The 20950-nt window shown below is 40.8% G+C and carries 19 protein-coding genes and 1 pseudogene; 19 read left to right on the forward strand and 1 reads right to left on the reverse strand.

The annotated features are described in order from the left end of the window. Positions 1-151: 151 nt before the first annotated feature. Together ACPC58_RS09840 and ACPC58_RS09845 are read left to right on the forward strand one after the other, a co-directional pair. On the forward strand, positions 152-841 hold the full coding sequence (locus ACPC58_RS09840; RefSeq protein WP_274504544.1) for a colicin lysis protein: 690 nt from the start codon (positions 152-154) through the stop codon (positions 839-841). 168 nt (positions 842-1009) lie between these two features. Beyond that, entirely contained in the window at positions 1010-2170 is a 1161-nt protein-coding gene (locus ACPC58_RS09845; protein WP_434065917.1) for a carbohydrate-binding domain-containing protein, read from the forward strand. Positions 2171-2213: 43 nt separating this feature from the next. Here the strand turns inward: ACPC58_RS09845 and ACPC58_RS09850 are convergent, their stop codons facing one another. Further along, positions 2214-2873 carry a trimeric intracellular cation channel family protein gene (locus ACPC58_RS09850; RefSeq protein WP_434065918.1) on the reverse strand — a complete coding sequence of 220 codons (660 nt, stop codon included), beginning with the start codon at positions 2871-2873 and terminating at the stop codon, positions 2214-2216. Between the two features lie 234 nt (positions 2874-3107). On the opposite strand from ACPC58_RS09850, the gene ACPC58_RS09855 reads away from it, so the two are divergent. The 17 genes and pseudogenes from ACPC58_RS09855 to rpsR all read left to right on the forward strand — a co-directional run bounded on the left by ACPC58_RS09855 (position 3108) and on the right by rpsR (position 20868). Next, positions 3108-4076: a thiamine pyrophosphate-dependent dehydrogenase E1 component subunit alpha gene (locus ACPC58_RS09855; RefSeq protein WP_172036223.1), complete on the forward strand. Its 969-nt coding sequence runs from the start codon at positions 3108-3110 to the stop codon at positions 4074-4076. 245 nt (positions 4077-4321) lie between these two features. After that, a complete protein-coding gene (locus ACPC58_RS09860; RefSeq protein ID WP_024391509.1) occupies positions 4322-5317 on the forward strand; it encodes an alpha-ketoacid dehydrogenase subunit beta in 996 nt (331 codons plus the stop codon). 233 nt (positions 5318-5550) lie between these two features. Beyond that, the gene (locus ACPC58_RS09865) at positions 5551-6933 is read left to right on the forward strand and encodes a dihydrolipoamide acetyltransferase (RefSeq protein WP_434065919.1); all 1383 of its coding nucleotides are present in this window, start codon (positions 5551-5553) and stop codon (positions 6931-6933) included. Positions 6934-7202: 269 nt separating this feature from the next. Continuing rightward, the gene (lpdA, locus tag ACPC58_RS09870; protein WP_434065920.1) at positions 7203-8963 is read left to right on the forward strand and encodes a dihydrolipoyl dehydrogenase; all 1761 of its coding nucleotides are present in this window, start codon (positions 7203-7205) and stop codon (positions 8961-8963) included. 705 nt (positions 8964-9668) lie between these two features. Continuing rightward, on the forward strand, positions 9669-11039 hold the full coding sequence (gene trpE, locus ACPC58_RS09875; protein WP_434065921.1) for an anthranilate synthase component I: 1371 nt from the start codon (positions 9669-9671) through the stop codon (positions 11037-11039). Next, positions 11023-11589 (forward strand): aminodeoxychorismate/anthranilate synthase component II, encoded by a 567-nt coding sequence (locus ACPC58_RS09880; protein ID WP_130554647.1) that lies wholly within the window; start codon positions 11023-11025, stop codon positions 11587-11589. Before trpE ends, ACPC58_RS09880 begins: the two co-directional genes overlap by 17 nt. Next, entirely contained in the window at positions 11586-12590 is a 1005-nt protein-coding gene (gene trpD / locus ACPC58_RS09885) for an anthranilate phosphoribosyltransferase (protein ID WP_434065922.1), read from the forward strand. Before ACPC58_RS09880 ends, trpD begins: the two co-directional genes overlap by 4 nt. Continuing rightward, positions 12587-13354 carry an indole-3-glycerol phosphate synthase TrpC gene (trpC, locus tag ACPC58_RS09890; RefSeq protein ID WP_171989328.1) on the forward strand — a complete coding sequence of 256 codons (768 nt, stop codon included), beginning with the start codon at positions 12587-12589 and terminating at the stop codon, positions 13352-13354. Before trpD ends, trpC begins: the two co-directional genes overlap by 4 nt. Continuing rightward, the gene (locus ACPC58_RS09895; RefSeq protein WP_434065923.1) at positions 13341-13922 is read left to right on the forward strand and encodes a phosphoribosylanthranilate isomerase; all 582 of its coding nucleotides are present in this window, start codon (positions 13341-13343) and stop codon (positions 13920-13922) included. The genes trpC and ACPC58_RS09895 overlap by 14 nt, the downstream gene beginning before the upstream one ends. Next, positions 13919-15127: a tryptophan synthase subunit beta gene (trpB, locus tag ACPC58_RS09900; RefSeq protein WP_434065924.1), complete on the forward strand. Its 1209-nt coding sequence runs from the start codon at positions 13919-13921 to the stop codon at positions 15125-15127. Before ACPC58_RS09895 ends, trpB begins: the two co-directional genes overlap by 4 nt. A 1-nt stretch (position 15128) precedes the next feature. Then, positions 15129-15935: a tryptophan synthase subunit alpha gene (gene trpA / locus ACPC58_RS09905; RefSeq protein ID WP_434065925.1), complete on the forward strand. Its 807-nt coding sequence runs from the start codon at positions 15129-15131 to the stop codon at positions 15933-15935. Positions 15936-16341: 406 nt separating this feature from the next. Then, positions 16342-17190: an HAD family hydrolase gene (locus ACPC58_RS09910; protein WP_434065926.1), complete on the forward strand. Its 849-nt coding sequence runs from the start codon at positions 16342-16344 to the stop codon at positions 17188-17190. 169 nt (positions 17191-17359) lie between these two features. Continuing rightward, a pseudogene (locus tag ACPC58_RS09915) lies at positions 17360-18586 on the forward strand (family 1 glycosylhydrolase); the annotation flags it as partial. 83 nt (positions 18587-18669) lie between these two features. After that, positions 18670-19659 (forward strand): lipoate--protein ligase, encoded by a 990-nt coding sequence (locus ACPC58_RS09920; protein WP_277836864.1) that lies wholly within the window; start codon positions 18670-18672, stop codon positions 19657-19659. A 140-nt stretch (positions 19660-19799) separates the two neighbouring features. After that, positions 19800-20090 carry a 30S ribosomal protein S6 gene (gene rpsF / locus ACPC58_RS09925; protein WP_277836863.1) on the forward strand — a complete coding sequence of 97 codons (291 nt, stop codon included), beginning with the start codon at positions 19800-19802 and terminating at the stop codon, positions 20088-20090. Between the two features lie 11 nt (positions 20091-20101). Next, positions 20102-20596: a single-stranded DNA-binding protein gene (locus ACPC58_RS09930; RefSeq protein ID WP_434065927.1), complete on the forward strand. Its 495-nt coding sequence runs from the start codon at positions 20102-20104 to the stop codon at positions 20594-20596. Between the two features lie 32 nt (positions 20597-20628). Further along, positions 20629-20868 carry a 30S ribosomal protein S18 gene (gene rpsR, locus ACPC58_RS09935; protein ID WP_002939250.1) on the forward strand — a complete coding sequence of 80 codons (240 nt, stop codon included), beginning with the start codon at positions 20629-20631 and terminating at the stop codon, positions 20866-20868. The last annotated feature ends 82 nt before the right edge of the window (positions 20869-20950 follow it).

The raw sequence follows: 20950 nt of genomic DNA on the forward strand, positions 1-20950 counted from the left end.
AAAAAGTCCAAGTGTTTCGGTCTTAATTTTCGTTCTCTTGATGCTTTTTCAGTTTCTCCTAAAAACAGACACATTCATAAAAATGGTGAGCGTTTACAAGCTTTTCTAAAGATGGTATACTAATAAAAAAGAGATTGCGTAGGAGGAAGTTATGAAAAAGCTTATTAGTCGTATAATGTTGGTATCCACGGTTGTGTTATTAGCAGCATGTCAATCCACTCAGACCAAGGAAGACGAAACTTCCCATACTAGTTCATCGAGCCAAGTTTCAACTAGCTCGGAACAACAATCTACCTCGGAGTCTTCCTCAGAGCCTACATCTAGTTCAGACTCACAAACAGAAGCCTCTTCTTCAAATACGCAGACGGTACCGACTGTGTACCAGTCCGTTATCGATCGTTACCAAGCCAATTCAGGTCAGGTTTCTGAAGCGATTAATCAGGACGAGGTTAGTAGTTATCTAAGTTTACTGACGAGTCAAGGCCAAGAATACAGCGGAGCATTCTATAGCCTATACGATATTGATCAAGATGGAACAGAGGAATTGCTCTTAGCCTTGAATAAATCTGGTGACTATATCCTCATTGATCTTTACACGCAGCTATCTGGGGAGAGTTTCCGTTTAGTAGATAATTTCCGAAATATTGGTTTTGAAATTGGCCCGGATGCCATTCTTCGTCCTTTACAGGATGGAACCTATTTATTTGAAGGGGGTGGAGTATACCGGATTTATCAGTACAATGCAATGATTCCAGGATTGAAACGGATTTCTGAATCGGATACTAATCCTGAAACATCCCCTTTACTTGATTTATCAAGTTTGAATTGGGTAAAATTATAGTGTAAAATAAGAATGAATTAAAGCTGGAGGTTCCAGCTTTTTTTATTTAAGTAGTACTTTAAGTTTTCTTTTGGTAATCTTTAATCTTTCTTTTAGGTAGGGAAGGTAAACTAGGGGCATATCAGGAAGCCATCCCAAAACTTCCTAAGAAAGAAAAGGAATCTATTTATGAAAACAAATTTTAAAAAACTACTTTATTCAGGTGTCACGTTGATGAGTATCGGTGTCTTGGCGGCATGTTCATCAATTTCTAGTTCAACGACAACTTCAAGTTCTGCAGCTACGAGTCAATCAAGTGCAGCAACTACTTCTAGCGATAGCACATCATCTGACTCAAGTTCATCATCATCTTCCATTGACTGGTCAGCCCTTCCTACTACAGAAGTAACACTTTCAAATGACGGATTGAAAATTACGGAAGGTGGAACCTATATTCTAACAGGTTCAACAACTGCAGGTGTGACTGTTGAAACAGATGCCAATGTTCGAATTATTTTAGCAGGTGCCGAGATTTCAAGCTCAGATACTGCCGCAATCAATGTTATTAGTGCGGATAATGTTGAATTGGAACTTCAAGATGGAACGACAAACACTGTGAAAGATACGAGCAATCACACTGATACAAATATTGAAGGTGCCATTCATGTTGAGGCAAATTTAACCATTACGGGGAATGGTAGCCTGACAGTAGAAGGAAACTTCCAAGATGGTATTGTATCAACTGATGATTTGATTATTGATGCAGGAAGTATCACTGTTACAGCAGTAGATGATGGTATCCGTGGTAAGGATTCATTGACAATCAATGGTGGTACAATCAATGTAACAGCGGGTGGTGATGGTATCAAGTCTACAAATGATACAGATACTACCAAAGGTTATACAACTATCACAGGCAGTGAGATTACTGTAAAAGCAGGTGATGATGGTATTAAAGCGGAGACGGCTTTGACAATTGACGGAGGTACCATTACAGTATCAGAATCTGCTGAGGCACTTGAAGGTACCAACATCACGATTAATGGTGGTACATTAGATGTTTACTGTTCAGATGATGCTATTAATGCGGCAAGTACAACGTCATCAGATATCTTTATCAAGGTAACTGGCGGTGACTTGAAAGTCGCTGTAGGTAGTGGGGATACGGATGCCTTTGATGCTAATGGAGATATCTATATCTCCGGAGGTACAATTGATGTAACAGCTCAATCTGCTTTTGACTTCGATGGAACTGCTGAATTGACAGGAGGTACTGTGACAGTTAACGGTGAGCAGATTACTCAAATCACAGCAACAGGACCAGGTGCAGGTGGCCACGGTGGCCGGTAATTGATCGTCAAATTATAATAAAAAGGTCTGAGTTTTGAAAAACTCAGACCTTTCGTTTTGTTTCCATGTTCGGAAGGTTAATTTTATATTTAATGACCAAAAGTCGAATGAGCAAAGCAAGGCTGAAGATGGTAATGAATACGGGAATTTGTGGTAATTTCCAATCCACAACACAGAGATGGTATAAGATACCAGAAAAGAGTGCTAACACAGCGTAGACATCTTCCTTTAGGACAATCGGTGTCTCATTGACTAATAAATCACGAGCAATTCCGCCACCAACTCCTGTTAGTGCTGCTAAAATACCACTCGTTACGGCATTTAGTTGAAGTTCAACTCCTGTACTTGCTCCAATAAGGGCGAAGATGGCTAGACCGATTGCATCAAAGATAAGGTTTGTCTGGGAAAGGAAATGAATCATCTTCTTATCAAGAGGTTTGTCCTGCTTTAGATTGATAACAATCAAGTACATCACAATAGCCACAACAAGAGATAAGTAGATTGCAGTCGGGTCGGTCAAGGCAGTCGGAATCCTATTTGCCATTGTATCACGAATGATGCCACCACCAACAGCAGTAATGATGCTGAGGAGACTAATTCCAAAAATATCTAACTTTTTCTTGAAACCTTTTACTGCACCCGACACAGCAAAGGCAATTGTGCCAATATAGTTGCACATCATAAGAAACAAATCGAATTCCATAAGCACCTCCTTTTCTATATTAACAGAAAGGAAAATGACTGACAAGACTCTTTTTAAGTTTGTGAGAAAAGTTTCAAACGAGACGGTTTGTCATTTCTTGAAATTTGTGAAAAAACGCACGAAATAAAGGTTTTTCACGAAAATTTCTGCAAAAAGAAAACGGTTCAAATACTTGCCATTTGTGAAATATTGGTCTATCATAATACAGAAAGAGAAAAACCTTTGGAGGAAATTATGGTATCTATCTCAAAAGAACAACACTTGGATATGTTCTTGAAAATGCAACTGATTCGTGATGTTGATATGAAATTAAATAAATTGGTGCGTCGTGGCTTTGTACAAGGAATGACCCACTTCTCAGTTGGTGAAGAAGCAGCTGCTGTTGGACCAATCGTTGGTTTGACTGATCAAGATATTATCTTTTCACATCACCGTGGTCATGGTCATGTTATTGCAAAAGGTATTGACATCAACGGTATGATGGCTGAACTTGCTGGTAAGGCAACTGGTACATCCAAAGGCCGTGGTGGCTCCATGCACTTGGCTAATGTTGAAAAAGGAAACTTTGGTTCAAACGGTATCGTCGGTGGTGGTTATGCCCTTGCAGTAGGAGCGGCTCTTACACAACAATACCTTGGGACAGATAATATCGTTATCGCCTTCTCAGGTGACTCAGCAACAAATGAAGGCTCATTCCATGAGTCAATGAACCTGGCGGCTGTCTGGAATTTACCAGTTATTTTCTTTATTACAAATAACCGATATGGTATCTCAACAGACATTTCTTATTCAACAAAAATTCCTCACCTCTACCAACGTGCGGCAGCATACGGTATTCCAGGTCACTATGTTGAAGATGGTAATGACGTCATTGCTGTTTATGAAAAAATGCAAGAAGTAATTGAGTATGTTCGTGCAGGAAATGGCCCAGCGATGGTGGAGGTTGAATCTTATCGCTGGTTTGGACATTCGACAGCTGATGCCGGAGCCTACCGTACAAAAGAAGAAGTTGCAGCTTGGAAAGCAAAGGATCCACTTAAGAAATACCGTACATATTTGACTGAAAACAAGATTGCAACAGATGAAGAATTAGATGCAATTGAAACACAAGTCGCTGAACAAGTTGAGGCTGCTGTGAAATTTGCACAAGAAAGTCCAGATCCAGATATTTCAATCGCATACGAAGACGTGTTTGTGGACTAGGGTGTGAAGACGTTAAAGAGGCACAGAAAAATTAGGGAGTCAGCTAGTGATGCGGACGTCGCTAATGGCTCATCTATTTTTCCAAGCCTCTAGTCTGAACCCAACTATTAACGTCAGAAGTTTGACTGTGCTCTTTAGAGTTTGGTCAAACTAGGCAGGTATGATGATTGATTACAATGTGGTAATTGATTGATTTTCCTTAGTACAGTAAAAGTAAATTGATATAAGTAGGAGAAATTGTAAAAATGGCTGAAACAAAAGTAATGGCCTTGCGTGAAGCGATTAACTTGGCTCAGAGCGAAGAAATGCGTAAGGATGAAAAAGTATTCTTAATGGGGGAAGACGTCGGTATCTACGGCGGTGACTTCGGTACATCGGTTGGTATGTTGGACGAATTCGGGCCAAAACGTGTTCGCGATACGCCTATCTCTGAGGCTGCAATCGCTGGTTCTGCGGTTGGTGCGGCTCAAACAGGTCTTCGTCCAATCGTAGACTTGACTTTCATGGACTTCATCACAATTGCCCTTGATGCGATTGTTAACCAAGCGGCCAAAACCAACTATATGTTTGGTGGTGGTTTGAAAACACCTGTAACCTTCCGTGTGGCATCTGGTTCAGGTATCGGTTCAGCAGCACAGCACTCACAATCTCTTGAAGCTTGGTTGACTCACATTCCAGGTATCAAAGTTGTTGCACCTGGTACTGCTAACGATGCAAAAGGTCTTTTGAAATCATCTATCCTTGACAACAACCCAGTTATCTTCTTGGAACCAAAAGCTCTTTACGGTAAAAAAGAAGAAGTGAACTTGGATCCTGATTTCTACATTCCACTTGGTAAAGGCGAAATCAAACGTGAAGGTACTGATGTAACTATCATTTCATACGGTCGTATGTTGGAACGTGTTTTGAAAGCGGCTGAAGAAGTGGCTGCAGAAGGCATCAGCGTAGAAGTGGTAGATCCACGTACCCTTATCCCATTGGATAAAGAATTAATCATCGAATCTGTGAAGAAAACTGGTAAGGTTATCTTGGTCAACGATGCTTACAAAACAGGTGGATTCATCGGTGAAATCGCATCAATCATCACAGAAAGCGAAGCTTTTGACTACTTGGATGCACCAATCATCCGTATCGCTTCAGACGATGTACCAGTTCCTTACGCTAACATTCTTGAAAATGCAGTATTGCCAAACGTAGAGAAAATCAAAGCGGCAATTTATAAGCAAGTAAACAAGGGCTAAAGAAAAAATGGAAGGACGGGCAACCGTCCTAACCCTGTTTGAAGGAATGTATGAAAAGAATTGACCTGGTTCAATGAATATCATTGGAGTCGGTTCTTTGATAACGTAAGAAATTGAGAGAAAGGAATTGAACCCGTTCGGAAAACTTAAAAATGTATGAATCGATTGAAAATCAATATTTTCTACGATTTCCTATATTCAATTGTTTTCTGTTCGGACTTGGTATCTAAAAAATGGCAGTAGAAATTATTATGCCTAAACTTGGTGTGGACATGCAAGAAGGTGAAATCATCGAGTGGAAAAAACAAGAGGGCGATGTCGTCAACGAAGGCGATGTTCTCTTGGAAATGATGTCTGACAAGACCAGCATGGAGCTGGAAGCAGAAGAGTCAGGCGTCCTATTGAAAATTGTTCATGGCAACGGTGCAACTGTTCCTGTGACAGAGGTCATTGCCTATATCGGTGCAGAAGGTGAAACAGTTGAAGCAGGTAGTGCTCCTGCTGTTGAGCCAGCTGCAGCTATTGAAGAAGTACCAGCAGGTCGCACGTCTGTTATCGTTGTTCCTGCAGTGGCAGCTAAGCCACAAGGTGGCGGCAAGGTGCGTGCAACTCCAGCGGCACGTAAGTTGGCTAGGGAATTGGGCATTGATTTGGGTCTTGTTCCAGGAACTGGTGCAAATGGCCGCGTCCACAAGGTTGACGTAGAAGACTTCAAGGTTGCAGCACCTAAGGCGACACCGCTCGCAGCCCGTATTGCAGCTGACCATGGTGTTGATCTGTCAACAATCACTGGAACTGGTGTCAATGGTAAAATTGTTAAGGAAGATGTACTTGCTGTTCTTGCTCCCGTAGAACCAGAAGTTGTGGCTCCAGCTCCTAAAGTGGAAGAGAAACCAGCTAAAGAATTGCCAGAAGGCGTTGAAATCATTAAGATGAGCCCAATGCGTAAGGCGATTTCAAAAGGTATGGTCAACTCTTACTTGACTGCTCCAACTTTTACGCTTAATTACGATATCGACATGACCAACCTCATGGCGCTTCGTAAGCAAATCCTTGAGCCAATTATGAACAAGACTGGTCTGAAAGTGACCTTTACAGACTTGATTGGTCTCGCGGTTGTTCGTACTTTGATGAAAGAAGAACACCGTTACATGAACGCTTCTTTGATTAACGATGCACAAGAAATCGAATTACACAAGTTTGTCAACCTTGGTATCGCAGTAGGTCTAGATGATGGCTTGGTGGTGCCAGTTGTTCATGGCGCAGATAAGATGAGCTTGTCTGAATTTGTTGTGGCATCAAAAGATGTTATCAAGAAAGCTCAATCTGGTAAGTTGAAGGGAGCTGAAATGTCAGGCTCTACCTTCTCTATCACCAATTTGGGTATGTTTGGTACCAAAACCTTTAACCCAATTATCAACCAACCAAACTCAGCAATCCTTGGTGTAGCAGCAACTGTTCAAACTCCAGTAGTTATTGATGGTGAAATCAAAATCCGTCCAATTATGGCACTTTGCTTGACCATTGACCACCGTATCATTGATGGTATGAATGGTGCTAAGTTCATGGTTGACTTGAAGAACTTGCTGGAAAACCCATTGGAATTGTTGATTTAAGATAAGATGCAAAAGGCGTTAAGAAAACCGTATGAAAATAGGAAATCAACGATGTGCCTTGAGGCACGAGGCGATTTATCTTTTTCAATAGGTTTTTAGCCTGTGCTCAATTTGGTAAAGAGAAAAAATAAAGAAAGGATGTAGAACGAGTTCGTGACATTTGAACACGAACTAAATGCTTCGGAATTTAGATAGTCCGCCTTGGATGTAAGCATCCTGCGTTGGACTCCTAAAATTCTGTCGCATTTGACGTTCTTTGTATCATAACTATGGCAATTGAAATTATTATGCCGAAACTTGGTGTAGACATGCAAGAAGGTGAAATCATCGAATGGAAAAAACAAGAGGGTGATTTTGTCAATGAAGGTGATGTTATCTTAGAGATGATGTCAGATAAAACAAGCATGGAGTTGGAAGCGGAAGAATCAGGTGTTCTTTTGAAAATCGTTCACGGTAACGGTGCAACAGTTCCTGTAACAGAAGTTATTGCTTACCTTGGTGCAGAAGGTGAAACAGTTGAAACTGGTGCTACACCGGCTCCAGCAGAAGTTGCACAAGCAACTGCAGACTTGAAAGCAGCTGGTTTGGAAGTGCCTGCAGCTCCTGCAGTAGCTCCACAAGCTCCTAAGGCTGAATTGGCAGCAGACGAGTACGATATGATTGTTGTCGGTGGTGGTCCTGCTGGCTACTATGCAGCGATTCGTGGTGCCCAACTAGGTGGTAAAATCGCAATCGTTGAAAAATCAGAATTTGGTGGGACTTGCTTGAACAAAGGATGTATCCCAACTAAGACCTACCTCAAAAATGCTGAAATTCTTGATGGATTGAAGATTGCGGCAGAGCGTGGTATCAATCTTGCATCCACAAACTACACAGTAGATATGGATAAAACAGTTGACTTCAAGAACAAGGTTGTGAAGACTTTGACTGGTGGTGTAGCGGGTCTCTTGAAAGCCAACAAGGTAACCATCTTCAATGGTCTTGGACAAGTAAACCCTGATAAGACAGTTGTGATTGGTGATAAAGTGATTAAAGGTCGCAGCATTGTACTTGCAACTGGTTCTAAGGTTTCTCGTATCAACATCCCAGGTATTGATTCTAAATTGGTGTTAACTTCTGATGATATTCTTGACTTGCGTGAAATTCCTAAGTCACTCACTGTTATGGGTGGTGGCGTAGTCGGTGTGGAACTTGGTTTGGTTTACGCGTCTTACGGTACTGAAGTAACAGTTGTTGAAATGGCTGACCGTATCATTCCTGGTATGGACCGCGAAGTGTCTGTCGAATTGCAAAAAGTCCTTTCTAAGAAAGGTATGAAATTCTTGACCTCTGTTGGTGTATCTGAGATTGTTGAAGCCAACAATCAATTGACAATTAAATTGAACGATGGTTCAGAAATTATTTCTGAAAAAGCTCTTCTTTCAATTGGACGTGTACCTCAATTGGCTGGTCTTGAAAATCTTAACCTTGAGTTGGATCGCGGTCGTATCAAGGTTAATGCATACCAAGAAACTTCTATCCCAGGAATTTATGCACCTGGTGACGTTAATGGTACTAAAATGTTGGCACACGCTGCTTATCGTATGGGTGAAGTTGCTGCTGAGAATGCTATCAACGGCAACCACCACAAGGCTAAATTGGACTTCACACCAGCAGCGGTTTACACACACCCTGAAATTGCGATGGTTGGTTTGACTGAAGAACAAGCAATCGAGAAATACGGTAAAGAAAATATCCTGATCGGTCGCAACAGCTTCACTGGTAATGGTCGTGCGATTGCTTCTAACGAAGCACATGGTTTCGTAAAAGTTATCGCTGATAAGAAATACCATGAAATCCTTGGTGTTCATATCATCGGTCCAGTTGCAGCTGAAATGATCAACGAAGCAGCAACTATCATGGAATCTGAATTGACTGTTGACGATGTGGCAGCTTCTATCCATGGTCACCCAACCTTCTCGGAAGTTATGTATGAGGCCTTCCTTGATGTTCTTGGTGTTGCGATCCACAACCCACCAAAACGGAAATAATATAATGAATCAAAAGAAAGTCCGATTGGCTTTCTTTTTTTAAAATAATGAAATAGGAAGGGTTTGGAGAACAATATAGTCATTTGAATTAGCTTAGATGCATCGTCACTTTCGGCTTGCCGTACTCTAGTACTGTCTGCACCGTAGTTCCTTGTCTGAAAGCTAATTCATTCGACTATACTTGAAATTTGGTCATAAATCAATTTCTGTGCATTTCTATTCCTGGTAATGTTTGCAAGCTTTGTTGCAGATTTTTTCGTAACAAGTCTGTTGGCAAGAAATCCTGTTGATTATCCAAGAGTATTACCTTCTCTACTTTGTAAAGATAATACTCTACAGAAAAATTGGTTATAAAAACCGAATATTCTGAAAATTTATTAAAATATACTTGACATATTTTGAAAATAGTATAAAATGAATACTAATCAGAAGAAGTAATCTTCAAGTTTGTTTTCAGAAAACTGACGGTTGTTGCGAGTCAGTAGCAAACGAAGATGAAATGGGCTGATGTTTGATATGAGAAGGTAATCAATATCCTTCCGGTTGGCACCCCTTACCGTGCGACTCCTTGTTGGAGGAGTTTGAGATGACAAGGTTTTTTGTGTACCCTTGTTAATGGAGGTGGCACCGCGCTAGCTTTGATTAGACGCCCTCGCACAGATTTTTTCTGTGTGAGGGCTTTTTGTTTTCACAAAAGGAGTTCCCATGCACAACGTACTACCAGCAGATATATTAACCCCCATTCTAGCCTTTATGCGACTAAAAGGTAAGCATAAGATTATCCTAGAATCCATTCCGAGAGAAAAGGGAAACGCTCGTTTTTCCATTATTGCCTATAATCCTGTCTATGAAATCAAATATGACCATGGTGTGTTGACCAACAATGGAGAAGTGGTGGAAGGTGATCCATTGGAATACCTACAATCTGTGGTGGAAGGTTCGAATTTGACTGGAGAGGCTCCCTTTCAAGGAGGGGCGATTGGATTTGTTGGATATGACTTGATTAGTCTCTATGAACCCATTGGTCATATCCCAAAGGACACCATTGGAACACCGGATATGCATTTCTTTATTTATGAATCGTATTTAGTCTTTGATCATAAGAAGGAGATTCTCTCCATTCATGAAGATAATACCTATAGTGGCCGTAGTTCGAGTGAGATGGAGAAAGCTCTAGCAGGTGTTTTAGCCGAATTAAAAAATCCAGCACCCGATGAATTTGCACCCCATGATCTTCAATCATTATCCTTCAAGAGTCATCTTGAAAAAGAAGAATTCGAAAATATGGTTAGGTCAGCAAAACAATTGATTCGGCAAGGCGATATGTTTCAATGTGTCCTCAGTCAACGTTTTTCATCAGATATTTCTGGCAACCCTTTTGATTATTACCGTAATTTACGGATTACCAATCCATCGAACTATTTATATTTTTATGATTTTGAAGATTATCAAATAATAGGCGCTAGTCCAGAAAGTCTTGTGTCTGTAAAAGATGGAATCGTGACAACTAATCCAATTGCTGGAACTCGGCCTCGTGGAAATGATGAGGAGGAGGACCAACGATTGGCGACTGATTTATCGACAGATACGAAAGAAGTTGCTGAACATAGAATGTTGGTTGATTTGGGGCGAAATGATATTGGTCGAATTGCACAAATTGGAACTGTCGAAGTTACTAAGTATATGGAAGTTGAATATTTCCGGTATGTGATGCACTTAACAAGCATTGTCAAAGGACAATTATTGGAGAATTTGACTGTACTAGATGCATTAAAAGCTACCCTACCTGCTGGAACTGTCTCAGGAGCACCGAAAATTAGAGCCATGCAGCGCATCTATGAATTTGAAAAGGAAAAGCGCGGCATATATGCAGGAGCAATTGGCTATCTATCTGCTACAGGAGATATGGATTTTGCGATTGCTATTCGCACCATGGTAGTGAAAAATGGCAAAGCCTATGTGCAAGCAGGTGCAGGAATTGTATATGATAGTGTACCAGAAAATGAATACCAAGAAACGCTGAACAAGGCAAAGGCGATGACGAAAATAGGAGAGTGCTATGATTCTTTTAATTGATAACTATGATTCATTTACCTATAACTTAGCCCAATATCTAGGACAGTTTTCACCTGTGCAGGTATTGAGAAATGATGCGGAGAATCTATTTGATGAAGCAAATAAAGCGAAAGGTTTGGTTTTTTCTCCAGGACCAGGTTGGCCAGCAGATGCTGGAAAAATGGAAGAAATGATACAGATTTTTGCAGATAAAAAACCAATATTGGGCATTTGTTTGGGACATCAAGCAATCGCTGAAGTTTTTGGAGGGCAGTTGAGATTAGCCAAAACGGTTATGCATGGGAAGCAGAGTCAGATGCGAGTGGAAGGAAACTCTCCAATTTTCAATGGTTTTCAGGGAGATGTAGAAATCATGCGTTATCACTCGATTGTCATTGATGAAATGCCAAAAGATTTTATAGTGACTGCTCGTACAACAGATGATGACGAAATTATGGCTATCCAACATAAGGAATTACCAATTTTTGGTTTGCAATTTCATCCAGAAAGTATAGGGAGTCCGGAAGGCTTACAAATGATTGAACAGTTTGTTAGAGAGGTAGTAAGATGAAAGAAATTTTTGAAAAATTAGCTACAAAACAAGACTTATCTGAGGGAGAAATCGAAGGAGTTTTTAATCGTATTCTGAATGGAGAATTGACAGAAAGTCAGATTGCAGCTCTGTTACTAGGCTTGAAAATGAAGGGTGAAACAGTTGATGAAATTGCAGGTGTCGTAAAGTCTTTGAAAAAACATGCTGTACAATTGCCTCAAACATATTCGGACGCAATGTGCAACTGCGGTACGGGTGGGGATCAATCGTATAGTTTTAATATTTCGACGACGGCTTGCTTTATCTTGGCAGCTGGAGGTATTCGTTTAGCGAAGGCGGGAAATCGATCTATTTCATCGAAGTCAGGTTCTGCAGATGTACTTGAAGAATTAGGGATAAATATTGCAGCGAATCCAGAAGTAGTATCAAAAGCATTGTCAGAGGTTGGATTGGCTTTTGTCTTTGCTCAAACCATGCATCCAGCCATGCGCTTTATTGGTCCAGCCAGACGGGCATTGGGAGTTCCAACAATTATGAATATTGTTGGTCCTTTAGCCCATCCCCTATCATTAGATAGTCAATTGATGGGAGTTTATCGAGAAGACCTCCAGTTGGATCTGGCCCATGTTATGAAAAAATTGGGAAGACGACGCGCGTTACTTATCACAGGACCAAACCATATGGATGAAGCGGCCTTATTTGGAGAGAATCACTATACTTTGCTTACAGATGGAACTATCCATCAGGGAAGATTTACCTTTGCTGATGTGGATCTGAATCCATTAGAACTCGCGGATATTCAAGGTGGAGATGCTGTGGAGAATGCAGAAATTTTGTTGTCAGTTCTACAAAATCAAGCAAGTCCTTACTTAGAAACGACGGTTTTAAATGCAGGTCTAGGCTTTTATGCAAATGGTAAGGTTTCAAGTATCCGTGAAGGAGTTGAATTGGCTCGAAGTCTACTTGCGGACGGTTCTGCTCTGAGAAAATTGGCAGAACTGAGGGAGGTTCAGATATGAGTCAGGATTTTTTACAGACAATTTTAAAGCAAAAGGAGGCAGAGGTTGCTCAGCTGGTAAATGAGCCAGTAGAATCTGTTCGTTCAACCTATTCGTTATTTGATTTTCTTACCAAGCAGAAGGGTCAATTACAACTGATTACTGAGGTAAAAAAAGCTAGCCCTAGTATGGGAGATATCAATCTGACGGTGGATATTACTGAGCAAGCACGCCAATACGAAGCAGCAGGGGCTGCTATGATTTCAGTATTGACTGACCAAATTTTCTTTAAGGGGGATGTACAGTTTCTTCGTCAAATCTCAGATTTGGTTTCAATTCCGACATTAGCGAAAGATTTTATCATTGATGAAAAACAAATTATTCGCAGTCTTAATGCAGGTGCTACAGTGATACTATTGATTGTGGCGGCTTTGTCCGAAGACAGGCTCAAAGAATTGTTTAAATTTGCAACCCGTTTGGGTCTGGAAGTATTGGTTGAGACTCATAATCTTTCAGAATTAGACATTGCTCATCGCATTGGCGCAAAGATAATTGGTGTCAACAATCGGAACCTAACAACATTTGAAGTTTCCCTTCAAACTAGTCTTGACTTAGCACCTCATTTTCTACCGGACAGAGTGTATGTATCAGAATCAGGCATTTTTACAAATGAACAAGCTGAACTCCTTGCTCCCTACTTTCATGCACTCTTAGTCGGAACAGCACTGATGCAGTCGGAAGATGTTGCGCAAAAAGTAAAGGAGTTATCGATTGACAAAGGTTAAAATTTGTGGGCTTTCTACTAAGGAGGCGGTGTATGCTGCAGTTGAAGCAGGAGCGGATTATATTGGATTTGTATTTGCACCAAGTAAGCGGCGGGTGAGCTTTGCAAAAGCACATGAGTTGGCCCAGTTGATTCCTCCTGCAGTAAAAATAGTAGGGGTATTTGTCCAACCAAGTTTGAAAGAACTAGAAACGGCTATTTCGGTGGTTCCATTGGACTTGATTCAGATCCATGGTAACTGGGATGAATGTCTATCGCATCACATTTCAGTTCCAATCATTCGAGCCATTCAACTGGACAATACCCTAGGGGAGTTGAATACAAATGCAGACTACCTTCTCTTTGATGCTCCAAATGCAGGATCGGGTCAACTTTTTGATTGGAAACTATTAGCCCATCATAACTTTGAAAAACCATTTTTCATTGCAGGGGGCTTGACAGTGGATAATGTAGCAGAAGCGCAATCCTTATTTACTCCTTATGCCGTAGATGTCTCCTCGGGTGTTGAGACAAATGGGCAAAAGGATGTTGAAAAAATAAAAGCATTTATAGAAAGAGTGAAACTATGACTTACCAACAACCAAATAAAGACGGATTCTTTGGAGAATACGGCGGTCGATTCGTACCAGAGACATTGATGACTGCTGTATTAGAACTAGAACAGACCTACCGAACTGCCAAAGAAGATCCAGAGTTTCAGGCGGAATTTGAAGAATTGCTTGTCCAGTATGTTGGGCGAGAAAATCCCCTCTACTTTGCCAAACGCCTTACAGATTACTGCGGAGGTGCTAAAATCTATCTAAAACGCGAAGATCTGAATCATACGGGTGCCCATAAAATTAACAATTCGTTGGGGCAGGTATTGCTTGCGAAACGGATGGGAAAGAAAAAAATTATTGCTGAAACTGGCGCGGGGCAACACGGTGTTGCCACAGCTACCGCAGCAGCCCTCTTTGATATGGAATGTACCATTTATATGGGGGAAGAAGATGTTAAACGTCAGGCTCTCAACGTTTTTCGTATGGAATTATTAGGTGCAAAGGTTCATGCCGTAACGGATGGGTCACGCGTGCTAAAAGATGCGGTAAATGCAGCTCTTCGAGCTTGGGTTGCTCAAGTTGAGGATACCCATTATGTTATGGGATCTGTCCTTGGACCAGCACCATTTCCAGAAATTGTCCGTGACTTTCAGAGCGTAATTGGAAAAGAGGCAAAACGTCAATTTGCAGAGATTTCTGGTGGTCAGTTACCAGATGCTCTCTTGGCATGTATTGGTGGAGGATCTAATGCAATGGGCCTTTTCTATCCTTTTGTGGATGATACCTCTGTTGCAATGTATGGTGTTGAGGCTGCAGGACTTGGATTGGAGTCAGGCTTCCATGCAGCAACTTTTGCTAAGGGACGACCAGGAGTTCTTCATGGGGCTTTGATGGATGTTCTACAGGATGAAAATGGTCAAATTTTAGAAGCATTCTCTATTTCGGCTGGTCTTGATTATCCTGGCATTGGTCCAGAACATAGTTACTTTAATGCAATTGATCGCGCTACCTACGTTTCAGTAACAGATGAAGAGGCTTTAGAAGGCTTTAAACTCTTATCCCGTTTAGAAGGTATTATTCCTGCCCTAGAGTCCAGTCACGCTATTGCATATTTGCCAACCCTGGCAAAAGAATTAGGGCCAGATAAATCCATCATTGTATGTCTTTCAGGTCGAGGGGATAAAGATGTTGCACAAGTTCGAGAAAGGCTACAAGCAGAAAAAAAGGAGAACTAATATGACCAAAACCTTACAAGTTCGTTTACAGGAAATAAAGAATGCTCAAAAAGGAATTTTTATTCCTTACATTATGGCTGGTGATCATAATCAGGGGTTGGATGGGTTATTCGAAACCATTCAATTCCTTGAACAATCGGGTGTTTCAGCAATCGAAATAGGTGTACCCTTTTCAGACCCTGTAGCTGATGGGCCTGTTATCGAAGCAGCTGGGCAACGAAGCCTAGCAAAGGGTGTGACCTTGACTGAAATTGTCCAAAAATTGAAAGAAGAGACTAGTCAAGTTCCATTGATTATTATGTCCTATTTTAATCCCGTATTCCAATATGGTTTAGAACGATTTATTGATGATTTAGAACATACGAGTGTCAAAGGCTTGATCATTCCAGATTTGCCTTATGAACAGGAATCAATAGTGACAGACTTTTTAAATGATAGGGATATTTGCCTTATTCGATTGGTAAGTTTGACAACAGGTTTGGAAAGACAAAGACAACTGGTCCAAGATGCTCAGGGCTTTGTTTATGCTGTGGCTATTAATGGGGTTACAGGTAAGTCTAACCAATACACTGATCAGTTAGATCATCATTTGCACCAATTAACGGAACTGTCACCTGTACCAGTTCTAACAGGTTTTGGTGTCTCTAGTCAAGAAGATATTCTCCGTTTCAATCGGGTATCAGACGGTGTTATTGTTGGATCAAAAATAGTGGCGGGCTTATTTAACGGACAGCAAAATGATGTTCAAAAGTTAGTAACATTTGGATGTGGAGTTGATAAAACTCATAGTAATTACAAATTTTATTAGTGATATATTTTTCAAATCTGTATTCATTTGCACATTGCTTATAAAGGTGCTGTGCAGTGCATACGAGTTATAATACTTTTTGAACATCAAATATTTCCGTAGTCAAGAGCCTGGATGAGTGGTCCTGGTCTTGAGCCTAGCCTAAGCCTGTTACACTGAAATGAGAAAGTTCAGAGTTCTATCGTCGGCTTAATGACGCGAACTCAGTTCGCAATATTTCCAGCCTCTAACTATCTCCCAGATAGTTGAAGCTAGGCGAAAGTTGATTTTCATTGAGTCTAAGTTAGTTAATCTCCCACATCAGCAACCTTTTTCATACAATAGTATCAATTTTTCGCATTTTTTTGTCTGCTTTTGAGCTTAGAACGAATTATAATAATAGTAATAAGATACAAGGAGAAAACAGATGCGCAAGATTATTTTTTTAGATGTGGATGGGACCTTAGTAGACTACCATAATCGGATTCCTGAATCGGCGATTCGGGCTATTCGAAAAGCTCGTGAAAATGGGCACTTGGTCTATGTCTGTACTGGTCGCAGTCGAGCAGAAATGCAGCCAGAATTGTGGGGAATTGGGCTCGATGGAATGATTGGTGGAAATGGATCCTATGTAGAGCATCAAGGAAAAGTCGTCATGCACCAACTCATTTCTAAGGAAGATGCCAAAGCTGTTGTAGATTGGCTCCATGAAAGAGGGCTAGAGTTTTACTTGGAAAGCAACAATGGTCTTTTTGCAAGTGAAAACTTCCGCGAACGAGCTCGCGAAACCATGAAAATTTATGCTATGAATAAGGGGAAAACAGCCGAAGAAGTTGCTCACCAAGAAGCTGAAGATGTCATGCATGGAATGGTTTTTGATGGAGAATTGTATCGAGATGATTTGAATAAAATCAGTTTTGTGCTAGATTCCTATCAGGATCATTTGGACTCAAAATATGCGTTTCCACAGTTAGTAGCTAATACCTGGGGTGGTCGCGGAGAGACAGCCCTGTTTGGTGATTTAGGTGTGAAAGACATTGACAAGGCACATGCGATCGAAGTACTATTGGAACATTTAGGTGCTAAAAAAGAGGACACCATCGCATTTGGAGATGCCAAAATTGATATTCCAATGCTAGAGTATTGTGCAGTTGGGGTCGCTATGGGAAATGGCGGAGCGGAAATCTTGGCTATGGCTGATATGGTGACAGACGATGTAGAACATGATGGTCTTTATCATGCTTTCGAAAAATTGGGGCTACTATCAATCCAATAGCACTTGAAAAAGCGTTTTCAATCTGATATGATAATGATAAGGATTGTCACTGATTAGCAGGCAAAACCTAAGTGGATAGTAAATGGTCTGGTAACAGTCTTATTTGCTATCTACTTAGGTTCTTTTTATCCATTCAGATTGTGAGGCGGTAAGGCAGATGCAAATTGAAAAAGTGTACAACAATAATGTCATTCAAGCAACAGACCAACAGGGTCGTGAGTTGATTGTCATGGGGAAAGGGTTGGGTTTTCAGAAAAAAGCTGGTGAAGAATTAGACACCAGCAAAATTGAAAAAACCTTTGTATTACAAAATGACTACCAACAATCGGATTTGTCAAGCCTGTATTTACAAATGGAAAGTACTGAGGTGGAAGTAGTAAATGCTATTATCAATAAGGCAGAGGGAGTTTTAGGAGTCCAATTCGACCTGTCTTTGTACTTGGCATTGGCGGATCATTTGCATTTTGTATTTGAACGAAGCCATGAAGGTGTATCAATTGAAAATCCTTTATCTTGGGAAGTTCGTAAATTCTATCCGAATGAATACCAAATTGAAAAAGGTGAAAATGTGGAGCAGGTCAAATACCAGGCTGCCCACCACGAGCTTGTAGCATCTGCCATTGCTACTAAATTAGCCCATGAAATTGACCCAGAAAACAAGGTTGGCTGTATGTTGGCCGCAGGTCAATATTACCCACATACTTGTCATCCTCGTGATGTTTGGGAAGGTCTGCAAGAAGACCGTGAAAATTATTTCTTCATCGATGTTCAGGCACGTGGCTATTATCCAAACTATGCCAAGAAGAAGTGGGAGCGTGCAGGTATTGAGATTGAAATGACCGACGAAGACCTAGCACTCCTGAAAGAGCATACGGTGGACTTTGTTTCCTTCTCATACTACTCTAGCCGTGTCGCATCTGGCGATCCTGCAGTCAAGGAAAAGACAGCAGGCAATATCTTTGCTTCTATTAAAAACCCTTACCTAGACGCATCGGAATGGGGCTGGCAGATTGACCCGCTCGGTTTCCGCATTACCCTCAATTCTATCTGGGATCGCTATCAAAAACCACTCTTTGTGGTTGAGAATGGTCTGGGAGCAGTTGACACACCAGATGAAAATGGCTATGTAGAAGATGATTACCGTATCGACTACCTCCGACAACACGTCTTGGCAATGAGAGATGCTATTGTAGAAGACGGTGTTGAACTCTTGGGGTACACTACTTGGGGCTGTATTGACCTAGTTTCTGCTGGAACTGGCGAAATGAAAAAACGCTACGGTTTCATTTATGTTGACCGTGACGATGAGGGAAATGGTACACTCAAACGCTCTAAGAAAAAATCATTTGATTGGTATAAAAAAGTCATCGCTACAAATGGAGCTGACGTGGAATAATGTTTGAAAGACAGGTCTTCGGACTTGTCTTTTGTTATCGTTTCCACTATAATAAAAATTAGTTAACAATAAAGGAGTTTTGCATGAAATACATCGTAAACAACAGCAATGACCCAGCCTACAACATTGCCCTAGAAGCCTATGCATTCAAAGAATTAACTGATATTGATGAAATTTTTATTCTTTGGATTAATGAACCAGCTATCATCATTGGAAAGCATCAAAATGCTATCCAAGAAATTAACAAGGAATATACAGATGCTCATGGTATCCATGTCGTTCGCCGTTTGTCTGGTGGTGGAGCGGTTTACCATGATTTAAACAATCTCAACTACACCATTATTTCAAATAAATCTGAAGAAGGAGCATTTGACTTTAAAACTTTCTCTAAGCCCGTTATCGATACTCTTGCAACACTCGGCGTAGAGGCTAACTTTACTGGTCGTAATGACCTTGAAATTGACGGCAAGAAAATTTGTGGTAATGCCCAAGCATATGCAAAAGGCCGTATGATGCACCACGGTTGCTTGCTCTTTGATGTTGATATGTCTGTCCTAGCAAGTGCTCTTAAAGTCAGCAAAGACAAAATCGAGTCCAAAGGTGTTAAATCCGTTCGTGCCCGCGTAACCAACATTAACAGTGAGTTACCAGAAAAAATGACTGTTCTGGAATTTAAAGATGCCATTCTCAATCAAATGAAGCAAGAATATCCAGAAATGGATGAATATGTGTTGACTGAGGATGATTTGGCTCGAATCCAAGAAATCCGTGATACGCAGTTTGCAACATGGGATTGGACTTATGGTCAAACACCAGAATACACAGTTGAGCGCAACGTCCGTTACCCAGCTGGTAAAATTACAACCTACATTAAGACTGAAAAATCCATCATTGAATCTATTAAGATTTACGGGGATTTCTTCGGTATTGGTGATGTCTCTGATGTTGAGGAGTTACTTGTTGGTACACGTTATGAATATGCGGATGTACTTGCTAAACTTCAAGAGATTGATACTACTCATTATTTCTCGCGTATGACAACAGAAGAAGTCGCAAAAGCGATTGTTGTATAGATTATTGAGTGTGAAATTGTTTTCAGTAAAGTATTTTTCTTGCACATTTTCTATATTATGGTATAATTATTTTCTGTGAGTATCCCTCACTTACTCGTGGCTAGACCATGAGTCATTAGACCAAAAGGAGGAACATATCAATGGCTAAATACGAAATTCTTTATATTATTCGTCCAAACATTGAAGAAGAAGCTAAAAACGCTTTGGTAGCACGCTTTGACTCTATCTTGACTGACAACGGTGCAACTATCGTTGAATCAAAAGTATGGGAAAAACGTCGCCTTGCATACGAAATCAAAGATTTCCGCGAAGGTTTGTACCACATCGTTAACGTTGAAGCAAACAACGATGTAGCTCTTAAAGAGTTTGACCGTTTGTCAAAAATCAACGGCGATATTCTTCGTCACATGATTATCAAACTTGACGCGTAAGAAGGTATTGTATGATTAATAATGTAGTATTGGTTGGTCGCATGACCCGTGATGCAGAACTTCGTTATACTCCGTCTAACCAGGCTGTTGCGACTTTTACCTTGGCGGTTAACCGCAATTTTAAAAATCAAAATGGTGAACGGGAAGCGGACTTTATTAACGTAGTCATTTGGCGCCAACAAGCTGAAAATTTGGCGAATTGGGCTAAAAAAGGTGCGCTGATTGGTGTTACAGGTCGTATTCAGACTCGTAGCTATGATAACCAACAGGGACAACGTGTCTACGTTACAGAGGTAGTTGCAGAAAGTTTCCAACTTTTGGAAAGCCGTACTGCCCGTGATGGCCAAGGGGGCGGTTATTCAGCTGGTAATTCCTTTACTGGTGGCAATGATTACAACTCGCCTTATCAAGCGCCTGCGCAATCTACACCGAACTTCGCTCGAGAAGAAAGTCCATTCGGAGCAAGTAATCCAATGGATATATCAGACGATGACCTTCCATTCTAGGTCAGAAACTAATAATATAAAGGAGAACACACATGGCTCAACAACGTCGTGGCGGTTTCAAACGCCGTAAAAAAGTTGACTATATCGCAGCTAACAAAATTGAATATGTTGATTACAAAGATACTGAGCTTCTTAGCCGTTTCATTTCTGAACGTGGAAAAATCCTTCCACGCCGTGTAACTGGAACTTCAGCTAAAAACCAACGTAAAGTAACAACAGCTATCAAACGTGCTCGCGTTATGGCTCTTTTACCATTCGTAAACGAAGATTAGTAAAAAAAGGCTCTTTGTCAACTGTAGTGGGTAGATGAAAAGCTAACACCTAGAGAGGACGAACTTCGTCCTCTCTTTCTTT

Source organism: Streptococcus sp. VTCC 12905 (assembly GCF_049893385.1).
In the GTDB taxonomy this organism is placed as follows: domain Bacteria; phylum Bacillota; class Bacilli; order Lactobacillales; family Streptococcaceae; genus Streptococcus; species Streptococcus suis_AA.

Excerpts from the sequence above, each read along its gene's own strand:
- ACPC58_RS09840 (WP_274504544.1), top strand. The coding sequence starts at position 152 with ATGAAAAAGCTTATTAGTCGTATAATGTTGGTATCCACGGTTGTGTTA.
- ACPC58_RS09845 (WP_434065917.1), top strand. The coding sequence starts at position 1,010 with ATGAAAACAAATTTTAAAAAACTACTTTATTCAGGTGTCACGTTGATG.
- ACPC58_RS09850 (WP_434065918.1), bottom strand. The coding sequence starts at position 2,873 with ATGGAATTCGATTTGTTTCTTATGATGTGCAACTATATTGGCACAATT.
- ACPC58_RS09855 (WP_172036223.1), top strand. The coding sequence starts at position 3,108 with ATGGTATCTATCTCAAAAGAACAACACTTGGATATGTTCTTGAAAATG.
- ACPC58_RS09860 (WP_024391509.1), top strand. The coding sequence starts at position 4,322 with ATGGCTGAAACAAAAGTAATGGCCTTGCGTGAAGCGATTAACTTGGCT.
- ACPC58_RS09865 (WP_434065919.1), top strand. The coding sequence starts at position 5,551 with ATGGCAGTAGAAATTATTATGCCTAAACTTGGTGTGGACATGCAAGAA.
- lpdA (WP_434065920.1), top strand. The coding sequence starts at position 7,203 with ATGGCAATTGAAATTATTATGCCGAAACTTGGTGTAGACATGCAAGAA.
- trpE (WP_434065921.1), top strand. The coding sequence starts at position 9,669 with ATGCACAACGTACTACCAGCAGATATATTAACCCCCATTCTAGCCTTT.
- ACPC58_RS09880 (WP_130554647.1), top strand. The coding sequence starts at position 11,023 with ATGATTCTTTTAATTGATAACTATGATTCATTTACCTATAACTTAGCC.
- trpD (WP_434065922.1), top strand. The coding sequence starts at position 11,586 with ATGAAAGAAATTTTTGAAAAATTAGCTACAAAACAAGACTTATCTGAG.
- trpC (WP_171989328.1), top strand. The coding sequence starts at position 12,587 with ATGAGTCAGGATTTTTTACAGACAATTTTAAAGCAAAAGGAGGCAGAG.
- trpB (WP_434065924.1), top strand. The coding sequence starts at position 13,919 with ATGACTTACCAACAACCAAATAAAGACGGATTCTTTGGAGAATACGGC.
- trpA (WP_434065925.1), top strand. The coding sequence starts at position 15,129 with ATGACCAAAACCTTACAAGTTCGTTTACAGGAAATAAAGAATGCTCAA.
- ACPC58_RS09910 (WP_434065926.1), top strand. The coding sequence starts at position 16,342 with ATGCGCAAGATTATTTTTTTAGATGTGGATGGGACCTTAGTAGACTAC.
- ACPC58_RS09920 (WP_277836864.1), top strand. The coding sequence starts at position 18,670 with ATGAAATACATCGTAAACAACAGCAATGACCCAGCCTACAACATTGCC.
- rpsF (WP_277836863.1), top strand. The coding sequence starts at position 19,800 with ATGGCTAAATACGAAATTCTTTATATTATTCGTCCAAACATTGAAGAA.
- ACPC58_RS09930 (WP_434065927.1), top strand. The coding sequence starts at position 20,102 with ATGATTAATAATGTAGTATTGGTTGGTCGCATGACCCGTGATGCAGAA.
- rpsR (WP_002939250.1), top strand. The coding sequence starts at position 20,629 with ATGGCTCAACAACGTCGTGGCGGTTTCAAACGCCGTAAAAAAGTTGAC.